The sequence below is a fragment of the Geodermatophilus sp. URMC 64 genome, from assembly GCF_053502555.1.
In genome coordinates this window covers 4,846,534-4,861,658 of record NZ_CP199955.1, presented here as the reverse complement: position 1 = coordinate 4,861,658, position 15,125 = coordinate 4,846,534, and the positions used below count along the sequence as shown (strand labels likewise).

The following is a 15,125-nucleotide window of genomic DNA, read 5'->3' as shown; positions in this document are numbered from 1 at the left end:
CGCCGTCACTCCCGCTCGAGGACGTGCAACCGGCGGACGGTGAGCTCGTCGATCTCCAGCCGGTCCACCTTCATCTGCCCGATCGCCAGCTTCCGGATCACCAGGCGCCAGATCGCCACGGCGGCGAAGGCCGATGCCGCGGAGGCCCACGCGAGCACGGCCGCGAAGGCGACGCTGCGGGCCCCGGTCGCCGACGCTCCCACCGCGGTGGCCCCGGTCGCGGTCGACCTGACGGCTGCTGTCCTCATGGCGTCCTCCCGATCGCGGCGGCTCGGCTGAGAGGCGGTCCATGATGCCGCGCCGTCCGGTGCGGAAGGGCCGGCCCCGCAGCCGGTCAGTCGCGCGGCGGTGCGGGTCGCTGCACGGTGTAGTCGAGTTCTTCGAGCAGCGCGGCGGCGGCCTCCGGATCCTCGCGCACGGCCCGGCGCAGCGCCGGCGTCCCCGGTCCGGACTTCGCCCGCCGGCCCCGGCGGTCGCGCAGGGGCACCGGCCACAGCGCCTGGACCGAGGCGTTGAGGTGCGCGCCGAGGATGATCGAGAACCCGATGAAGAACGTGGCCAGCAGGAAGGCGATCGGCGCACCGAGCGCGCCGTACGTGTAGCCGGTGTCGGAGATCCAGTCCAGGTAGAGCCGCAGACCGGTGGTTCCCGCGAAGAAGACCAGCGCGGCCAGCAAGGCGCCGGGCAGGCCGCGGTACCAGGGCGGCTTGAGCGGCAGCGCCACCTTGTACAGCGTCGTCAGCGCCACGAGCAGGACGACGCCGGTCAGCGGGGAGTAGAGCGCGGTCGTGACCGCCTTGACCGTGGGCTCCCACGAGTCCGGCAGCACCGGCAGCAGCCGCTCGGGGCCGAGGGTCAGCAGCGGGATGGCGATGATGCCGGTCAGCAGGCTGACCAGGTACATGACCGCCGCCAGGACGCGCTGCCACAGGAGGTTGCGGATCTCGTACTGGCCCCACGCCCGCGTGATGGCATCGACGAACGCGGCCATCGCCGAGGACCCGAACCAGAACGAGAGCACGAACCCCACCGAGACCACACCCGCCTGGGTCGTGTTCAGGATGTCCGCGACCGTGGGGACGACGATCTCGTCCAGGGCCTCCTCGCTGAAGAAGCCGCCGGTGAGCTGGATGATCCACCGCTGCACCGCGGCCACGGTGTCGGGACCGAACACCTGCCCGACGAAGCCCAGCGTGCCGAACAGCCCCAGCAGCAGCGGGGGCACCGAGAGGGTCTGCCAGAACGCCGCGGACGCCGACTCGCTGAAGATGTCGTCGTTCCAGGCGTTGCCCAGGGTCCGCCGGAGCAGCCGCCGGGCGGCGCTGCGCCGCGACACCCGCGCCGGGACGGCCGGGGCCGCTGCCGCGACCGAGGTCCCCACGCCGGTCGCCGTCGGCTCGCTGCGCATCTCCGGCACCGGGACAGCATGCTCTGTGCCGGGCCGGAGCAGCCCGTCGGGCGCGATGCGGCCGAACGGTTCGCTGATCGCCCGGCGCACCGGACGGGCTCGGTCGCGGCGGGAACCGGCCATCCGCCGACGCCGGCGAGGGCGCGCCCCGATGCCGCCTCCGGTGCCGGGGGTTGCGGATCGGGCGGCGCGTCGTGCGCCTCGGGAGCAGCGGTCACCCGTCGCGGTCACCCGTCGCAGTCACCCGGCGTCCGGTCGTCCCTCCGGCGGGGCCGGCAGCGCCGCCGCGGAGGCGACGACGTGGTCGACCAGTCCGTACGCACGGGCCTCCTCCGCGGTGAACCAGCGGTCCCGGTCGGAGTCCCGCTCGATCTGCTCCACGGTCTGCCCCGAGTGGAGCGCCTGCAGCTCGTTGACCTCACGCTTGAGCCGTCCGAACAGCTCGGCCTGGATCGCGATGTCCGACTGCGTGCCGCCGACCCCGGCCGAGGGCTGGTGCATCATCACGCGCGTGTGCGGCAGGGCGTAGCGCTTGCCCGGCGTCCCGGCCGTGAGCAGGAACTGGCCCATCGACGCCGCCAGCCCCATGCCGTACGTGGCGACGTCGCAGTCGACGAAGCGCATGGTGTCGAAGATGGCCAAGCCCGCGCTGACCGAGCCGCCCGGAGAATTGATGTACAGGTGGATGTCGCGCTTCGGATCCTCGGCCGAGAGGAGCAGCATCTGCGCGGCGAACTGATTGGCGATCTCGTCGTCCACCTCGCGGCCGAGAAAGATGATCCGCTCGCGGAGCAGCCGGTCGAAGATCGCGTCGTGCAGGCTCGCCGATCGTCCTACCTTCAGCATTCGTACACCATCGCCGCTCGTCGACGCAGGAGCGGGCATGGGCGGAACCTCCGGATCGGTGACTGTGCCGATGGGTCGGAGTCTGCTCCGAATGGCCGTGCGACATGCCCATATCACACCTTTTCCGCTGACCGCTGAATTGTTGCGCCGTCCGCGAAAAGGGATTGCCGGAACATTCCTTCTGTGTGCGCGTAAGAGTCAGTACGGTCGGCCCGCGACCAGGGTCCCCGGCAGAGTCGTGAGTTCAGCGAACCGCCGCACTACGGTTCGGCGGTGAGTTCCTCGCTGACGGTTCGCCCGGCCCGGGTCGAGGACGTCGCGCAGATGGCGCGCGTGAACGTCCGGTGCTGGCAGGAGACCTATCGAGGGCTCGTGCCGGATGCAGTCCTCGACGACCCGGGCTTCCCGGCTGCTCGGGAGCGGTTCTGGACCGCCGCGCTGACCGACGAGCGCCATCGCGCCAACCGCGTGGCTGTCGGCGAGCGGGACGGCGAGTTGGTCGGGATCGCCATGTCGGGCCCGCCGCTGGACGCCGCGGCGGCGTGGGCGAGGCAGCTGTACGTGCTCTACGTCATCGCAGCCGACCACGGCACGGGTGCGGGGCGGGCGCTGCTGGAGGCGGTCGTCGATCCCGGTGAGTCGGCGGCGTTGTGGGTGGCCGACCCCAACCCTCGCGCACAGGCGTTCTACCGCAAGCACGGCTTCGTCGCCGACGGGACCGCCCAGGTCGAGGACGGGGTGCGGGAGATCCGCATGGTCCGCGGCATGCAGCACGGTCGGTAGTCGAGCGCGGCTGCTCAACCCACCAGCCCGGCGGCGACCAGGACGGCGGTCAGCTCGTCCACACCCGTCGCCCGCTCCGCCCGGAGGCCCGCAGCGCGGGCACCGTCGACGTTCTTCCCCGAGTCGTCGACGAACAGCACCTCGCCGGGGCCGACGGCCCATTGCTCGATCGCGCGCAGGTACGCAGCGGCGTCGGGCTTGGCGACGCCGAGGGCGCCGGCGAACGCGACCGGGTCCAGGCGCGCGAACAGGTCGGGAAAGCGGCGGGGGAGCAGCGTCGCCAGCAGCGCGTCGTTGTTGGTCAGCAGGCCCCGGGGCAGCGCCGGGTCGAGGCGCTCGAGCAGGGCGACGGCACCGGGGTAGGGGCTGAACGCGGAGGTCCACAGCTCGTCGAGGTCGGCGCCGTCCGGCAGGCCGAGCCGGTCGACGAGCTCCGCCCGGAACTCCTCCGCGCCCAGCTGCCCCGCGTCGGCGGCCGCCACCAGCCCGCTGTCGTAGAGCCGGGCCGCGACCTCGTCGGACGTCAGACCGGCCGCGGTGGCCAGCCGGTCGAGGCGGGTCTCCCGGTCGAAGTCGGCCAGCACCCCGGCCAGGTCGAGGAGCAGCGCTCGTGGCGGCGTCCCCATGCCGCGCCGGTACCGCCGTGTCCGTTGGGGGAAACCCGGGGCTCCGAGCGGCCTATCGTGGGCCGGGGGGCGCGATGACCGAGATCAGTCTCGACGACGGGTACACGGTTCCGGGTCGCCACTGGCACCGGCTGGACGACGGGCGCGTGCAGTGCGACGTCTGCCCGCGGGAGTGCCGCCTGCACGAGGGGCAGCGCGGGCTGTGCTTCGTCCGCGGCCGCGCGGGCGACCAGGTGGTGCTGACCTCCTACGGGCGGTCCAGCGGCTTCTGCGTCGACCCGATCGAGAAGAAGCCGCTCAACCACTTCCTGCCCGGCAGCGCGGTGCTGTCGTTCGGCACCGCCGGCTGCAACCTGGCCTGCCGGTTCTGCCAGAACTGGGACATCTCCAAGTCCCGCGAGATCGACCGGCTGGCCGACGCGGCGGGCCCGGACGACATCGCCGAGGCCGCCGAGAGGCTCGGCTGCCGCAGCGTCGCCATGACCTACAACGACCCGACGATCTTCCTCGAGTACGCGGTGGACGTCGCCGACGCCTGCCGGGCCCGGGGCATCAGGTCGGTCCTCGTCACCGCCGGCTACATCGGCGACGCCGCGCGGCGGGAGCTGTACGCGCACGTCGACGCCGCGAACGTCGACCTCAAGGCGTTCACCGAGGACTTCTACCGCCGCGTCTCCGCCGGCCACCTGCAGCCGGTGCTCGACACCCTGGTCTACCTGCGGCACGAGACCGACGTGTGGTTCGAGATCACCACGCTGCTCATCCCGGGGCACAACGACTCCGACCAGGAGATCGATGCCGAGTGCGCCTGGATCGCGGCGAACCTCGGCCTCGACGTGCCGCTGCACTTCACCGCCTTCCACCCGGACTTCAAGATGCGCGACGTCCCGCCGACCCCGCCGTCGACGCTGACCCGGGCCCGCCGGATCGCGCTGCGCCACGGCCTGCGCTTCGTCTACACCGGCAACGTCCACGACGCCGACGGCGGACGGACCACCTGCCCCGGCTGCGGGCAGGCCGTGGTCGAGCGCGACTGGTACGTCATCGGCGGCTACCGGCTCACCGACGACGGGCGCTGCACGGCCTGCGGCACCGCCGTCCCAGGCCGGTTCGACGGGCCGGTCGGCCGGTGGGGAGCCCGGCGGCTGCCGGTGTCCCTCGCCCGCAGCTGACCGATGCGCGTCCGACCGGCCGCGGTCGCCGGCCGGTTCTACCCCGCCGACCCGGACGCCCTTGCCGCCCTCGTCGACGAGCTGCTGGGCGACGTGCCGGCCGAGGAACCCCGAGCCCGCCCGGTCGCGGTCGTCGCCCCGCACGCCGGCTTCCAGTACTCCGGGGCAGTGGCGGCGCACGCCTACGCGCAGCTCGTCCCGTGGCGCGAGGAGATCACCCGCGTCGTCGTCCTCGGGCCGGCGCACTTCGTGCCGCTGGACGGGATGGCCGTTCCCGGCGTCGACGCCTTCGCCACCCCGCTGGGGCCGGTCGGGATCGACGACGACGCGAGGACCGTCGCCGCCGGATCCCCCGATGTCGCGGTGGACGACGCCCCGCACGCGCCCGAGCACTCCCTGGAGACCCAGCTGCCGTTCCTGCAGCGCAGCCTGACCCCGGATGTCCGCGTGCTCCCCGTCGTGGTCGGCCGCACGCCGCCGTCCGCGGTGTCGGACCTGCTGGCCCGCCTGCTGGAGCCCGGTGCGGTCGCCGTCGTCTCCACCGACCTCAGCCACTACCTCGACCAGCGGACCGCCCGGGAACGGGACGACCGCACCGCCGCCGCCGTCTTCGCCCGGGACGCGTCCGCGCTCCGGCCGGACGACGCGTGCGGTTACTGGCCGCTGTGCGGCCTGCTGCACCTCGCCGCGGAGCGCGATCTCGCCGTCGAACTGCTGCGGCTGGCCACCTCCGCCGACGTCGGCGCGGATCCCCGCCGGGTCGTCGGCTACGGGGCCTTCCTGATCCAGCGGGGTCTTTCCGCTCGACCGTGAGACCACAGCCAGCGAGGGAGTTGCGCAGCGTAGGCACACGTGTGGCAATGAGATATGAGTCGGTCAGGGCTCCAAAAGAGGGCGCAGCCGTGTCATCATGCCGGCGAGCAGGGCATGAGGGGGGAGCAATGTCCGACTGGCTCATCGACGAAACGGAGACCTTGTCCCGCGTTCAGGAGCAGTTCGAGATCTCGACGACCGCGGGCTTCGAAGGCGTCAGCGCGACGCCGATCTCCGTGACCATTCGAGATGTCACCATTCACGACACCCGGCGGCTCTTCGGAGCCGCGGACATCCGCCTCGACGCGATCTGCGTAACGGTCCCATCGGATGGTGTGCCGGACCTCTATTCGCCCACCACGTTCCGCTTCTCTGGCGTGCGGGACCACGAGCAGCTGCCGATCGACAAAGAGGCGAAGGGCATGCTGCTCTACTCCGGATACCCTGCCTATTTCCTCGACGTCACCATCGCTGCCTCCAGAGCGGCCGATGACCAGCCGGATCTCGCCGAACTGCTGGCGAAGGAGTCGGCGGAGATCTCCGGAGCGCTCGGAGACGTGAGCAAGCTCGCCTTCGGAGTTCCCGCCGTCGGTGTGGTGACGGCTGCCGCCGCCGCGGCGGCACGCCTGAGCGGCGTCGTCTTCCGGTTGTTGTCGCAGGCCACGGGACGAGCCATCGGGCTCTACCGGGCAACTTGGTTCCAGAACCGCGACGACTTCGGTCTCGGTGTGCACCCCTCCGACGGCGAGCGGTTCCGGAAGGACGACCTGGAATTCAGGTATGAGATCTTCCGCGACGAGAAGAAGACGTAGTCGCGAGCTCCACTTCGAGTGCCATGAATACGCCGGCGAACCGACAGATGCTCCTCTTCGAGTCGAGGCGCGCGGCCCTGCTGGAACGCATGGTGGCCGCGCAGGAGCTCGTTCGCGGGAAGGCTCGAGGGGCTGATGAGTCAGCCGCGGTCGTCCGGCGCCTGACCGGATGGTTCGACAAGCGCGTCAGCGACGTTCTCCGGGCCGTGCCAGCGTTCGACGACTCTCTGCAGGTCACTGCGGAGAACCAGGCGGAATGGCAGGAGGCCTGGGCAGACCTCTTCGACGCGGAAACCCTTGGCCGGGAAGCGGTGGAGGATGCCCTGGAGGTCGTGGCCGGTGCCTGCCTCCGGGGGACGTCGGTCGACGCCGGCATGGGCAAGGTCGCGGACGCCCTCCTCGCCCGGCTGGCCGGTGCCCTCGACCTGCCGTTCGATCGTCTCGTCCTCGTCGCCACCGGCGAGCACACGCGCAAGGGCGCATGGGTCGTCTACGTCCGGTATCCCCTCGATGCCTGGTCGCTGCCCATCGCTGTCCACGAACTGGGTCACGTCGCTGTCGATAGGTTGGAGGATTCCCGGGGCGAGCGGAGCCTGCGCGCCTTCGCCGAGCAGGTGGCTGGGAAGAGGAAGCCCGGCTGGCTGAACTTTTCCAAGGTGCAGGAACTCCTGGCCGACGGCCTGGCCACCCTGCTCCTGGGTCCCGCCTACACCGCGGCGCTGGTCTGGCGAGCATCGCCGAGAGTCCGGCGCTCGGTCGAGTCCAACCACCCCGCGTGGAGCTTCCGCGTCGGCCTCTCCCTCGACCTTCTGGAAAGCCTTCAGCGAACAGGGGAGGTTCCCCAGGACGTCGTCGCCTGGCTCGAGCAGGCGTGGGCGGCCGAGGGTGGTGCGGTGGACGCCGGTGCGGAATGGGTCGAGTTCCTGTCGGAAGTCCGCCAGGAGCTCGAGGCGGCGGTGGTGCCCCGCAACCGCTTCTCGGTATGGCGCGCCGCCCTCGCAGCGGCCACTGAGCTGGAAGAGGGGAGGCAACCGGTGGCCGGAGACCTGGTGGCTCTGCTGAACGCGGCCTGGCTCATCCGGATGCGCCACGACTGGCGCGAGGAACCCGCTGCTGCCGGCCGAATCGCCGCGGCGTTGAGGGGGGCGGTGGCGTGAACCCTGCAGAGATGGCGGACGTCTCGGGGACGTCGGCAGTCTCGGAGATGCCGGACATCCTGAACCAGCGCGTGGCCTCGCTGGTTCGGGGCCTGACCCACGTGGCCGAACTGTCGATGGTTCTCGCCGAGAGTGCCAAGAGGATCAAGGAGTTGTCCCGTGCTTCCGCCATGGCCAAAACGGAGCTCGAGCTCCTCGTCACGCAGGCCGAATCGCTGGTGGACCTGCTCGGGAAGGCCCTCTCGGACGAAGGCGCGGGAGGAGACGGTGAGGACAGTTTCGAAGAACTGGATGCGCAGAAGCTCTACCTCGTGATCAAGAAGGTCGCCGGCCCGGCAGCCACCCTGAAGGACGACCTGACGAAGGCGGCTGAGCAACTGTCCAGGATCGCCGGGTCCGCGAGGGTGAGCGAACAACAGCTCGTGGCCTTCGACCCGGACCTCGCCGGTCAGGTCAAGAAGGTGGCCGACCACTGGAGGTCCAAGCTCGACGACGTCGGGCGGACGGCTCGCCGCGGCGAGGTCGCGCAGGCATGGGCGGCGATAGGGGACGACGTCGTTCCAGCAACGCAGCGAGTCCTCGCTCAGTACGTGGATCTCCTCGGGGGAATCTCCATCCGCGAGCGGGGCGTCTCGATGACGGGACAGCGGATCGATGATCTCTGTGACATCTCCTACGCCCTTGCCTCCGGGGAGTTGTCCAAGTCCTTGTCGTCCGGTGGCAGGTACTCACTCATGATCCCGGCCCGGGAAGCCGCGCTACGTTTCGTCGATCTGCCGGTGCTGACCCTCGGCGTCGGGCAGTGGTCACTGTGGGGCCTGCCCCTCGTCGCGCACGAATTCGGCCGGCTGGCCGCGGGCGAGCAGATCGCTGCCTGGATCAGGGCGCACGCCGCCTCTGCACGTGGTGATCGCGCTCTGTTCGGAGCGGTGGGGCTGGAGACGCTCGCCGCTGACGTCATAGCGACGTGGGCGCTCGGGCCGGCCTATGTAGCAGCATTGCTCTACCTGGAACTCGATCCGCGCGGCAAGCCGATCGGAAGAGGCAGACTCACAGACGCCGACCGTGCTTGCATCGCGCGCTGCGCCCTCGTCGATCAACCTCGTGGGTCGCTACTCGGATACGACTTTCCGGCGAAGGTCGTCGATCCCCTCTTCGCGCGGTGGCGAGCCGCCGAAAAGCAGGCGCGCGCACCCAAGATCGATGAGAGCAGAAGCTCCCGTCTCGCGGAGATCGCCGCGGGGTTGCCCGTGGAGATCGGCCTCGACAGTCCCTTTTCCTTGGGCGACTGGGGCAAAGCCATCGATCTGGCGCTGCTGTCCGACGTCGAGGCGGCCAAGGAGTTCGTGAAGAGCCCGGAGGTGGGTCTTCGTCACGTGCTCAATGCGGCGTGGTGGGCTCGTCTCGGACTCGGCCGAGACGTTGTGGCGACCGAGGAATGGGCGGGTGAGCTGGCGAACCTCCGCATGCGCATGTCGACGGGGAAGCCGCCGCGTGCGGGATCGGTGTCCAAGCCCAGCATGGGGAGCGTGGCCAAGGGGTCGAGCGGTGGGTGAGCGTCGTGATTAGCAACTGGTTGATGCCCGGCGTCGTATCCACGCGACCGCAGGCCGACGTCACGCGAGTTGCCTCCCTCCTCGCGGAGGGATGGAGGGCCGCGGTCTCCGGCGACAACGAGCACGCTGTGCGTCTTTTCGCCGCGGCGGCCAAGGCGGCCGACGGATTCTCCGATGCCCTGGCCGGTCAGGTAGTCCTGGCCTCGGCCGCCGGAGGCCGCGCGTGGTGCACCGGGAGGTCCACGGACTGGGACGATGCCGACAAGCGGCTGGGGGAATGCCCCATCGAGAGCCTGGACGCACAGTCGGTCGCCGTCCTCGCGCTCCGCAGGGACGACCCCTCCTCGATGCTCGCCATATTGGCGGGCCGGCGAGCCGTTCTCGACCCGTGGGCTGCGGCCGCGGTGGCGATGCTGCGCATCGCGGGAAAGGACCACCGGACTGCGGTCGACCTCCTGGCGGAGGCGGCGTCCCGCCGGCCCTCGGACGCACATCTCCAGGCGTCCTGCGCGCGGTTGCTGGAGCAGGCGGACGCCGATGGCACGGCCCTGCGCGAACGCGCCGGTCATGCCTTCCTCGCGCTGGGCCAGGCGGATCTGGCGGTGGACCAGCTCGAGCAGGTGATCACCACGCATCCCGAACGTGCCGGCGCGAGGCTCGTGCTCGCTGAGGCTTTGCGGTTGTCCGGCCGTCTCGCTGCTGCGGCCGAGGAGGCGGACCGGGTCGCGCGCGCACCGATGGACGCAACGCAAACGGGCACCTCGGTGGCAGCCCTTCGGGTGGAGACCCTGGCATACGCGCAACTCGGCGACGCGCGACGAGCGAGAAGGCTGCTCCACCAACTCGTCGACGCGAACCCTGGGGCGGTCGGCACGTCCCCCGGCGTCATCGACGACTTGCTCGAAGCAGCCGTCCGCGAGAGCGAGGGGGATCTCGAGGGGGCTGTGGACTACTTGTCCCCTGTCGGGGCCAGGGCGCCGAACGACATCCAGGTCGCCGATGAGCTCTCTCGCCTGCTGTTGCGGCTGCACAGAGCGAGCGAGGTGAAGGAGGTCCTGGATCGAGCGATCGCTGCCGGAGTCCGGCACCCGGTGCTCTTCGCCCGCCGCGCGGCTGTCGGTGACAAGCGAGCCGCGCGGGCGGATCTCCTGCGAGCTCAAGCGCTGGACCGAACGCCCACGTCCGCGTGGCTTCGCTACGCCGACGAGCTTCGACTCGCCGGGCGTGTCGACAACGCCATCGACGTCCTGCGACTGGTCCACGAGGCAACGGAGGACGACTCTGACGTGCTGGCGAGTCTGGCCGACCTGCTCCGGGACGCGGGTCGGCCGGAGGAAGTCGTCGAGCTTCTCGGTCCGGCGGTCCAGTCGCGCGATGCCGATCCGGAGCTGCTCTCACGACTGGCCGAGTCCCTGCTTCGGCTCAATCGGCACGAGGACTCCCTGTCCGTCACCGAGCGTGCACTGGAGCTCCGACCGGGGGAGCCGTCGCTCCTGGTCGTCCGAGGCCTGGATCTCGCGGCGCTCGGTCGATTCCCCGAGGCAGTGCAGGCTCTCGAGCCGGCCGTCGACGCCGGCTACCGACATCCCCTCGTCGTGGCGTCCTTGGCCGAGGCGTACGAACGAACCGATCGATCCGGGGAGGCCGACGCACTCCTGGCGTCGGTTGCCATCGAGGAGGACGTCGTCCTGCCGCTCGTCAGCGAGCTCGTGGACCGGCGGCTCGACCGGCTGGCGACGGGCCTGGCCACCCGAGCGCTCGTCTCTCCGAGGGCTCAGAAGAGGTTGCGAGGAAGCCTGCTCCTCGAGCTTGGGCGTCTGCACCTCTACGCCGGCGATGCGGACGACGCGGTCACGGCGTTGACCCAGGCACGGGACGCTCTCGGGCCGAACGCCGAGGTGGATCTGCTTCTCGCCACCGCACTCGGTCCGGAGAACCGTGAGCGGGCGCTGGCGCTGCTGGAGCAGTCAGCAGACGAGCTCGGGTCGCCAGAACTGTCCGTCCGCCGCGCCGACGTGCTCGTCGACCTGGGGGAATCAGGCCGGGCACGCCAGCAGCTGGATGCCGCCCTGTCGGCATGGCCTCGCCATCCCAGGCTGCTCTTCCGGCGGGCGCAGCTCCTCCTCGACCTGGGTGACGCCGACGGGGCCGAACGCTCCTTGTCCGCCATCGGTCCGGAGGCGGCACCCGGACTCCCCGTCGACGAGCTCCGTGCCGAGGTGCTGCAGAAGAGGGGCGATTTCCGGGGGGCGGCTCAGCTGTGGACCGAGATCCGGGAGAGCAATCCCACGGACCCCAGACTTCGGGAGCGGCTGACCTGGGCAACGCTCGCCGCGGGCGACGCGCAAGGCGCCCTCGAGCTGGTCGAGCAGGCTCGAGGTGCCGGGGAGGACAGCGCGTCGATGCTCGAGGCCGAAGGCTATGCATTGGCGATGTTGGGTCGACTCAACCCCGCGCGGCAGGTGCTGGAGCGAGTGGTGGGGACCGATGAGTCGGCCATGCAGGCCCGCGCCATGCTGACCGAGGTCTATTGGCAGCTGGGGATGTCGCAGGAGGCTCTCCGCCACCTTGCCGTGCTGGGACGTCAATCCGAGCGGTCGGTGGTTCTCGAGTACATCCGGCTGGCTCGCCTCCTCGGGCGCCGGTCCGAGGCCCTGGCCAAGGCGAACGCGTACGTCACGGACTACCCGGGCGACGCAGAGGGCTGGTCGCAGCTGGGCTGGACCCAGCTCGAATCCAAGGACACGGACGGCGCCATCGCGAGCCTGACCCGAGCTGTCGATCTGGAGCCGGGCAACGTGGAGCTCCTGCACGGGCTGGGGCGGGCGCAGCTGGAGTGCGGGAACGCGTACGAAGCCGTTGCCGTCCTCGAGCGCGCCACCAGCCGATCCGGCTCGTCGGACACGCCCGCGCCGTCCGGCGGACCGGACGCGGAACTGCTGATGGACCTGGCGGAGGCCTACGACCTCCTCGACGAGCCTGACCAGGCACTCGAGCGGCTTCAGAAGCTCTGGCAGGAGCGGTCGGATCAGCCAGGCCTGCTTCTCGACGTCGGCCAACGCCTCGTCCAGCTCGATGCCCCCGACGAGGCGTGGACGATCGCACGGCTCCTCTTGTCGGACTCGCCCACTCCGGAGGGGCTCACGCTGGCCGGGGTACTGCTCAATGACGCCGGCTTCTTCACCACCAGCCACCGTGCCCTCAATCAGGCCGTCATCCGATCGCCGGCCGATCCCCGTCCCCTCCAGCCACTCATCTGGGCGCTGCGCCACGAGCCGAACGCCGGGCCCGCCTACGCGGAGACGGTGGAGCGGGTGCTGCGCGAGCAGGGGCCGAGCAGCTGGCTGTACCGGCGGCTCGGCGAGGCGCGGCTCGCGCTCGATGACCCGCACGGCGCCGTCGAGGCCTTCGGGCAGGGGCTCTCGCTGGCCGGGGCATCGCTGCTCGACGAAGGAGTCTGCCAGTTCCAGCTCGGGAACTTCGAGGCAGCGGTCGACCGCCTGCTCCGGCTCACCGTCCCCCGCCGATCCGGGTCCGAGGGTTTCGATCTCGCGTTGGCGCTGCTCGCCCTGAACCGGGAAGAGTTCGCCTTGGCGGAGTACGAGCGCGCGATAATGCGCAACGAGCGTTCCTGGCGCCCGCACGGACGGCGGGGATATCTGGCCGTGGCCAGTTGGGAGCTGGACGCCGCGGAGCGCCGATGGAGCCTGCCGGAGAAGGGCGTGGCCCTGGCCCGCCGACGTCTGGACGCCGCGCTGACGGCCGAGGAATCGAGCCAAGTCTGGCCGGCCGTCTCCTGGGTCGAGTCGGCACTCGACGCGACGGAGAAGGAGTCCCCGCCGGTCAGCTCATGACGTGAGCATCTTCAGCGCCCGCTGCGGATCTGTTGTCCGCGGTCAGCGGGCCGGGTGCTGCATGATCCCGCGGGGCCGGGCGTCAGGTGGTCGCGGCACCACCGCTCGCAGTCGGCCAGCAGGTTGCCGGTCGAGAGCGGGCGGGGCGGCCGGCCCCGGAGGGGGCGGGCCGGCGCGACGACGCGCGGGTCGGCGGCCCTGGCTGCCGCCAGGACGTGCTGGACGCTGTGCCGGGCCACGCGGAGAGCTCCCTGTCGTCGACTGCCGAACGTTCCCACCCCCGTCGCGCCACCCGCAACGGCGGACCCGAACAGCGGGACGAACGGGCACCGGCATGCCCGGCGCCGCTCGTGGGGAGGTGAAGGAGGTGCACGGCCCTCGGGGCCGGCGGTGCACCGACTCTAGGGTGACCGCCGCCCGACCCCGCGCACCCGGGCGACGTGGCGTCGGCCACGCGGTCGCCTCACCAGTACCCCTTCGTCCCATCCAGCTGCTCGCGCAGGAGATCCAGGTGCCCGACGTGCCGGGCGGTCTCCTCGAGCATGTGGTGCAGCATCCAGCGCAGCGTTTCGGCGCCGTACTCGGGATGCCGCCCGACGTCGTCGAACGACGCGGCGGCGATCGTCTCGTTCGACGCCGCGCACTGGGCGGCGTACTCGTCCAGCAGCCGGGACAGCGGGACGTCGTCGACCATGAAGTCGGCGTCGTCGACGTCCCCGAACTGCGGGTTCTCCTCCTCGCCGCGCCCCAGGAAGACCACCTCGAACCAGCAGTGCTCGACCCAGCGCAGGTGCGACACCAGGCCGGCCACGGTCATCAGGGGAGAGCTCGGCAGCAGCGCCCGGTGCGCGTCCTCCTCGGCGAGCCCCTCGCACTTGTAGGGCACCAGGGATCGCTGCATGTCCAGCCACCCGATCAGCTGGGTCCGTTCGTCGGCGATCCGGGGCGGGCGCTCACGGGGCAGGGTCACGCGGCGGACCGTAGTGCCGCAACGGCGCTGCGGCGCACCGTTTTGCGCGGGCGCGGACGGCGGTACGTTCGGCCGGTACCGCCTCGTTCCGTAGGGGGAGTCATGGACGCCGCAGCCGTCCGAGCCGCCCTGCAGCACTACATCGACCGGAGCACCGCCGGCGACGAGGACGGCGCGCACGAGATCTACGCCCCCGACGCCGTTCTCGAGTTCCCGCAGTCGGGGGAGCGGTTCGAGGGCGTCCCCAACTTCAAGGAGTGGCGCCGGCAGTACCCCGCCCCGTCGGTCGACCTCGAGCTCCGCCGGGTCCGCGGCTCCGGCGACGTCTGGGTCGCGGAGTTCGGCGTCCGCTATGGCGACGGGCCGTGGGGTTTCGGCGTCGACATCCTGGAGTTCCGCGGTGCGCTGGTCTCCCGCGAGTCCATCTACTGGACCGAGGCCTGGGATGCCCCCGAGTGGCGGGCGCGCTGGCGGGCGCCCGGGACGGCGGACGAGCCCGCCGCCGGGGCGGCCGCGGGCACCCTGGACGCCGACGCCGTCCGCGCGACGATGCAGCACCACTTCGACCTCGCCGCCATCGACATGGCCAAGGCGCACGAGGTCTACACCGACGACGCCGTGCTCGAGTTCCCGCAGTCCGGGGAGCGGTTCGCCGGCGTCGAGAACTTCCGCGAGTGGCGGGCGCAGTTCCCGGCGAAGGTCGACTTCGTCATCGACCGGGTCCGCGGCGGTGGCGCCGTGTGGGTCATCGAGCTCCGCCTCCGCTACGACGGCGGCCCGTGGAAGTACGGCGTCGACATCGCCGAGTTCCGCGGCGGCAAGGTCGCCCGGGAGACCGACTACTCCATGGAGCCCTGGGAGGCGCCCGAGTGGCGGGCCGCCTGGCGGGCCGCTCCTGCCGGGCAGGAAGCGGCGCCGTGAACCGGCGGGAACCGGGGCGACGCGCGCTGGCCCGCATCGAGAAGCTGGTGGCCGCCCGGGCCGCCGTCCGGCGCCGGCTCGACCGGGAGATCGGCAGGTCCGTCGCGCGAGCCCGGGCGGACGGCGCCTCGTGGTGGCGGATCGGGCGCGCGCTCAGGGGTCGATGAGGACCGCCTCGGGCTAGGCTCCGCGCCACCCGCGGGGGTA

Annotated in this window: 14 protein-coding genes; 9 read left to right on the top strand and 5 right to left on the bottom strand. The window is 71.3% G+C overall.

What is annotated here, in order from left to right:
- Window positions 1-5: 5 nt before the first annotated feature.
- The 3 genes from ACWIYF_RS23795 to ACWIYF_RS23785 all read right to left on the bottom strand — a co-directional run bounded on the left by ACWIYF_RS23795 (window position 6) and on the right by ACWIYF_RS23785 (window position 2,293).
- A complete protein-coding gene (locus ACWIYF_RS23795) occupies window positions 6-248 on the bottom strand; it encodes a hypothetical protein (protein WP_448625292.1) in 243 nt (80 codons plus the stop codon).
- Window positions 249-334: 86 nt separating this feature from the next.
- A complete protein-coding gene (locus tag ACWIYF_RS23790; protein WP_448625291.1) occupies window positions 335-1,531 on the bottom strand; it encodes a YihY/virulence factor BrkB family protein in 1,197 nt (398 codons plus the stop codon).
- A gap of 117 nt (window positions 1,532-1,648) precedes the next feature.
- Window positions 1,649-2,293, bottom strand: coding sequence for an ATP-dependent Clp protease proteolytic subunit (locus ACWIYF_RS23785; protein WP_448625290.1), 645 nt, complete (start codon window positions 2,291-2,293; stop codon window positions 1,649-1,651).
- 234 nt (window positions 2,294-2,527) lie between these two features.
- On the opposite strand from ACWIYF_RS23785, the gene ACWIYF_RS23780 reads away from it, so the two are divergent.
- Window positions 2,528-3,037, top strand: coding sequence for an N-acetyltransferase family protein (locus ACWIYF_RS23780; RefSeq protein WP_448625289.1), 510 nt, complete (start codon window positions 2,528-2,530; stop codon window positions 3,035-3,037).
- 14 nt (window positions 3,038-3,051) lie between these two features.
- On the opposite strand, the gene ACWIYF_RS23775 is transcribed toward ACWIYF_RS23780, so the two are convergent.
- On the bottom strand, window positions 3,052-3,663 hold the full coding sequence (locus tag ACWIYF_RS23775) for an HAD family hydrolase (protein ID WP_448625288.1): 612 nt from the start codon (window positions 3,661-3,663) through the stop codon (window positions 3,052-3,054).
- Between the two features lie 74 nt (window positions 3,664-3,737).
- Between ACWIYF_RS23775 and amrS the strand changes: the two genes are divergently transcribed.
- From amrS to ACWIYF_RS23745, 6 genes are all read left to right on the top strand, one after another.
- Window positions 3,738-4,835 (top strand): AmmeMemoRadiSam system radical SAM enzyme, encoded by a 1,098-nt coding sequence (gene amrS / locus ACWIYF_RS23770; RefSeq protein WP_448625287.1) that lies wholly within the window; start codon window positions 3,738-3,740, stop codon window positions 4,833-4,835.
- A gap of 3 nt (window positions 4,836-4,838) precedes the next feature.
- Window positions 4,839-5,648, top strand: coding sequence for an AmmeMemoRadiSam system protein B (amrB, locus tag ACWIYF_RS23765; protein WP_448625286.1), 810 nt, complete (start codon window positions 4,839-4,841; stop codon window positions 5,646-5,648).
- Between the two features lie 128 nt (window positions 5,649-5,776).
- Entirely contained in the window at window positions 5,777-6,460 is a 684-nt protein-coding gene (locus tag ACWIYF_RS23760) for a hypothetical protein (RefSeq protein WP_448625285.1), read from the top strand.
- A gap of 47 nt (window positions 6,461-6,507) precedes the next feature.
- The gene (locus ACWIYF_RS23755; protein ID WP_448625284.1) at window positions 6,508-7,617 is read left to right on the top strand and encodes a hypothetical protein; all 1,110 of its coding nucleotides are present in this window, start codon (window positions 6,508-6,510) and stop codon (window positions 7,615-7,617) included.
- Window positions 7,618-7,628: 11 nt separating this feature from the next.
- Window positions 7,629-9,173, top strand: coding sequence for a hypothetical protein (locus ACWIYF_RS23750; protein ID WP_448625283.1), 1,545 nt, complete (start codon window positions 7,629-7,631; stop codon window positions 9,171-9,173).
- Window positions 9,170-13,027 (top strand): tetratricopeptide repeat protein, encoded by a 3,858-nt coding sequence (locus ACWIYF_RS23745; protein ID WP_448625282.1) that lies wholly within the window; start codon window positions 9,170-9,172, stop codon window positions 13,025-13,027. The genes ACWIYF_RS23750 and ACWIYF_RS23745 overlap by 4 nt, the downstream gene beginning before the upstream one ends.
- A 463-nt stretch (window positions 13,028-13,490) precedes the next feature.
- Here ACWIYF_RS23745 and ACWIYF_RS23740 read toward each other — a convergent pair whose 3' ends face one another.
- On the bottom strand, window positions 13,491-13,997 hold the full coding sequence (locus ACWIYF_RS23740) for a DinB family protein (RefSeq protein ID WP_448625281.1): 507 nt from the start codon (window positions 13,995-13,997) through the stop codon (window positions 13,491-13,493).
- A 102-nt stretch (window positions 13,998-14,099) separates the two neighbouring features.
- On the opposite strand from ACWIYF_RS23740, the gene ACWIYF_RS23735 reads away from it, so the two are divergent.
- The gene (locus ACWIYF_RS23735) at window positions 14,100-14,918 is read left to right on the top strand and encodes a nuclear transport factor 2 family protein (RefSeq protein ID WP_448625280.1); all 819 of its coding nucleotides are present in this window, start codon (window positions 14,100-14,102) and stop codon (window positions 14,916-14,918) included.
- On the top strand, window positions 14,915-15,085 hold the full coding sequence (locus ACWIYF_RS23730; protein WP_448625279.1) for a hypothetical protein: 171 nt from the start codon (window positions 14,915-14,917) through the stop codon (window positions 15,083-15,085). Before ACWIYF_RS23735 ends, ACWIYF_RS23730 begins: the two co-directional genes overlap by 4 nt.
- Window positions 15,086-15,125: the final 40 nt, after the last annotated feature.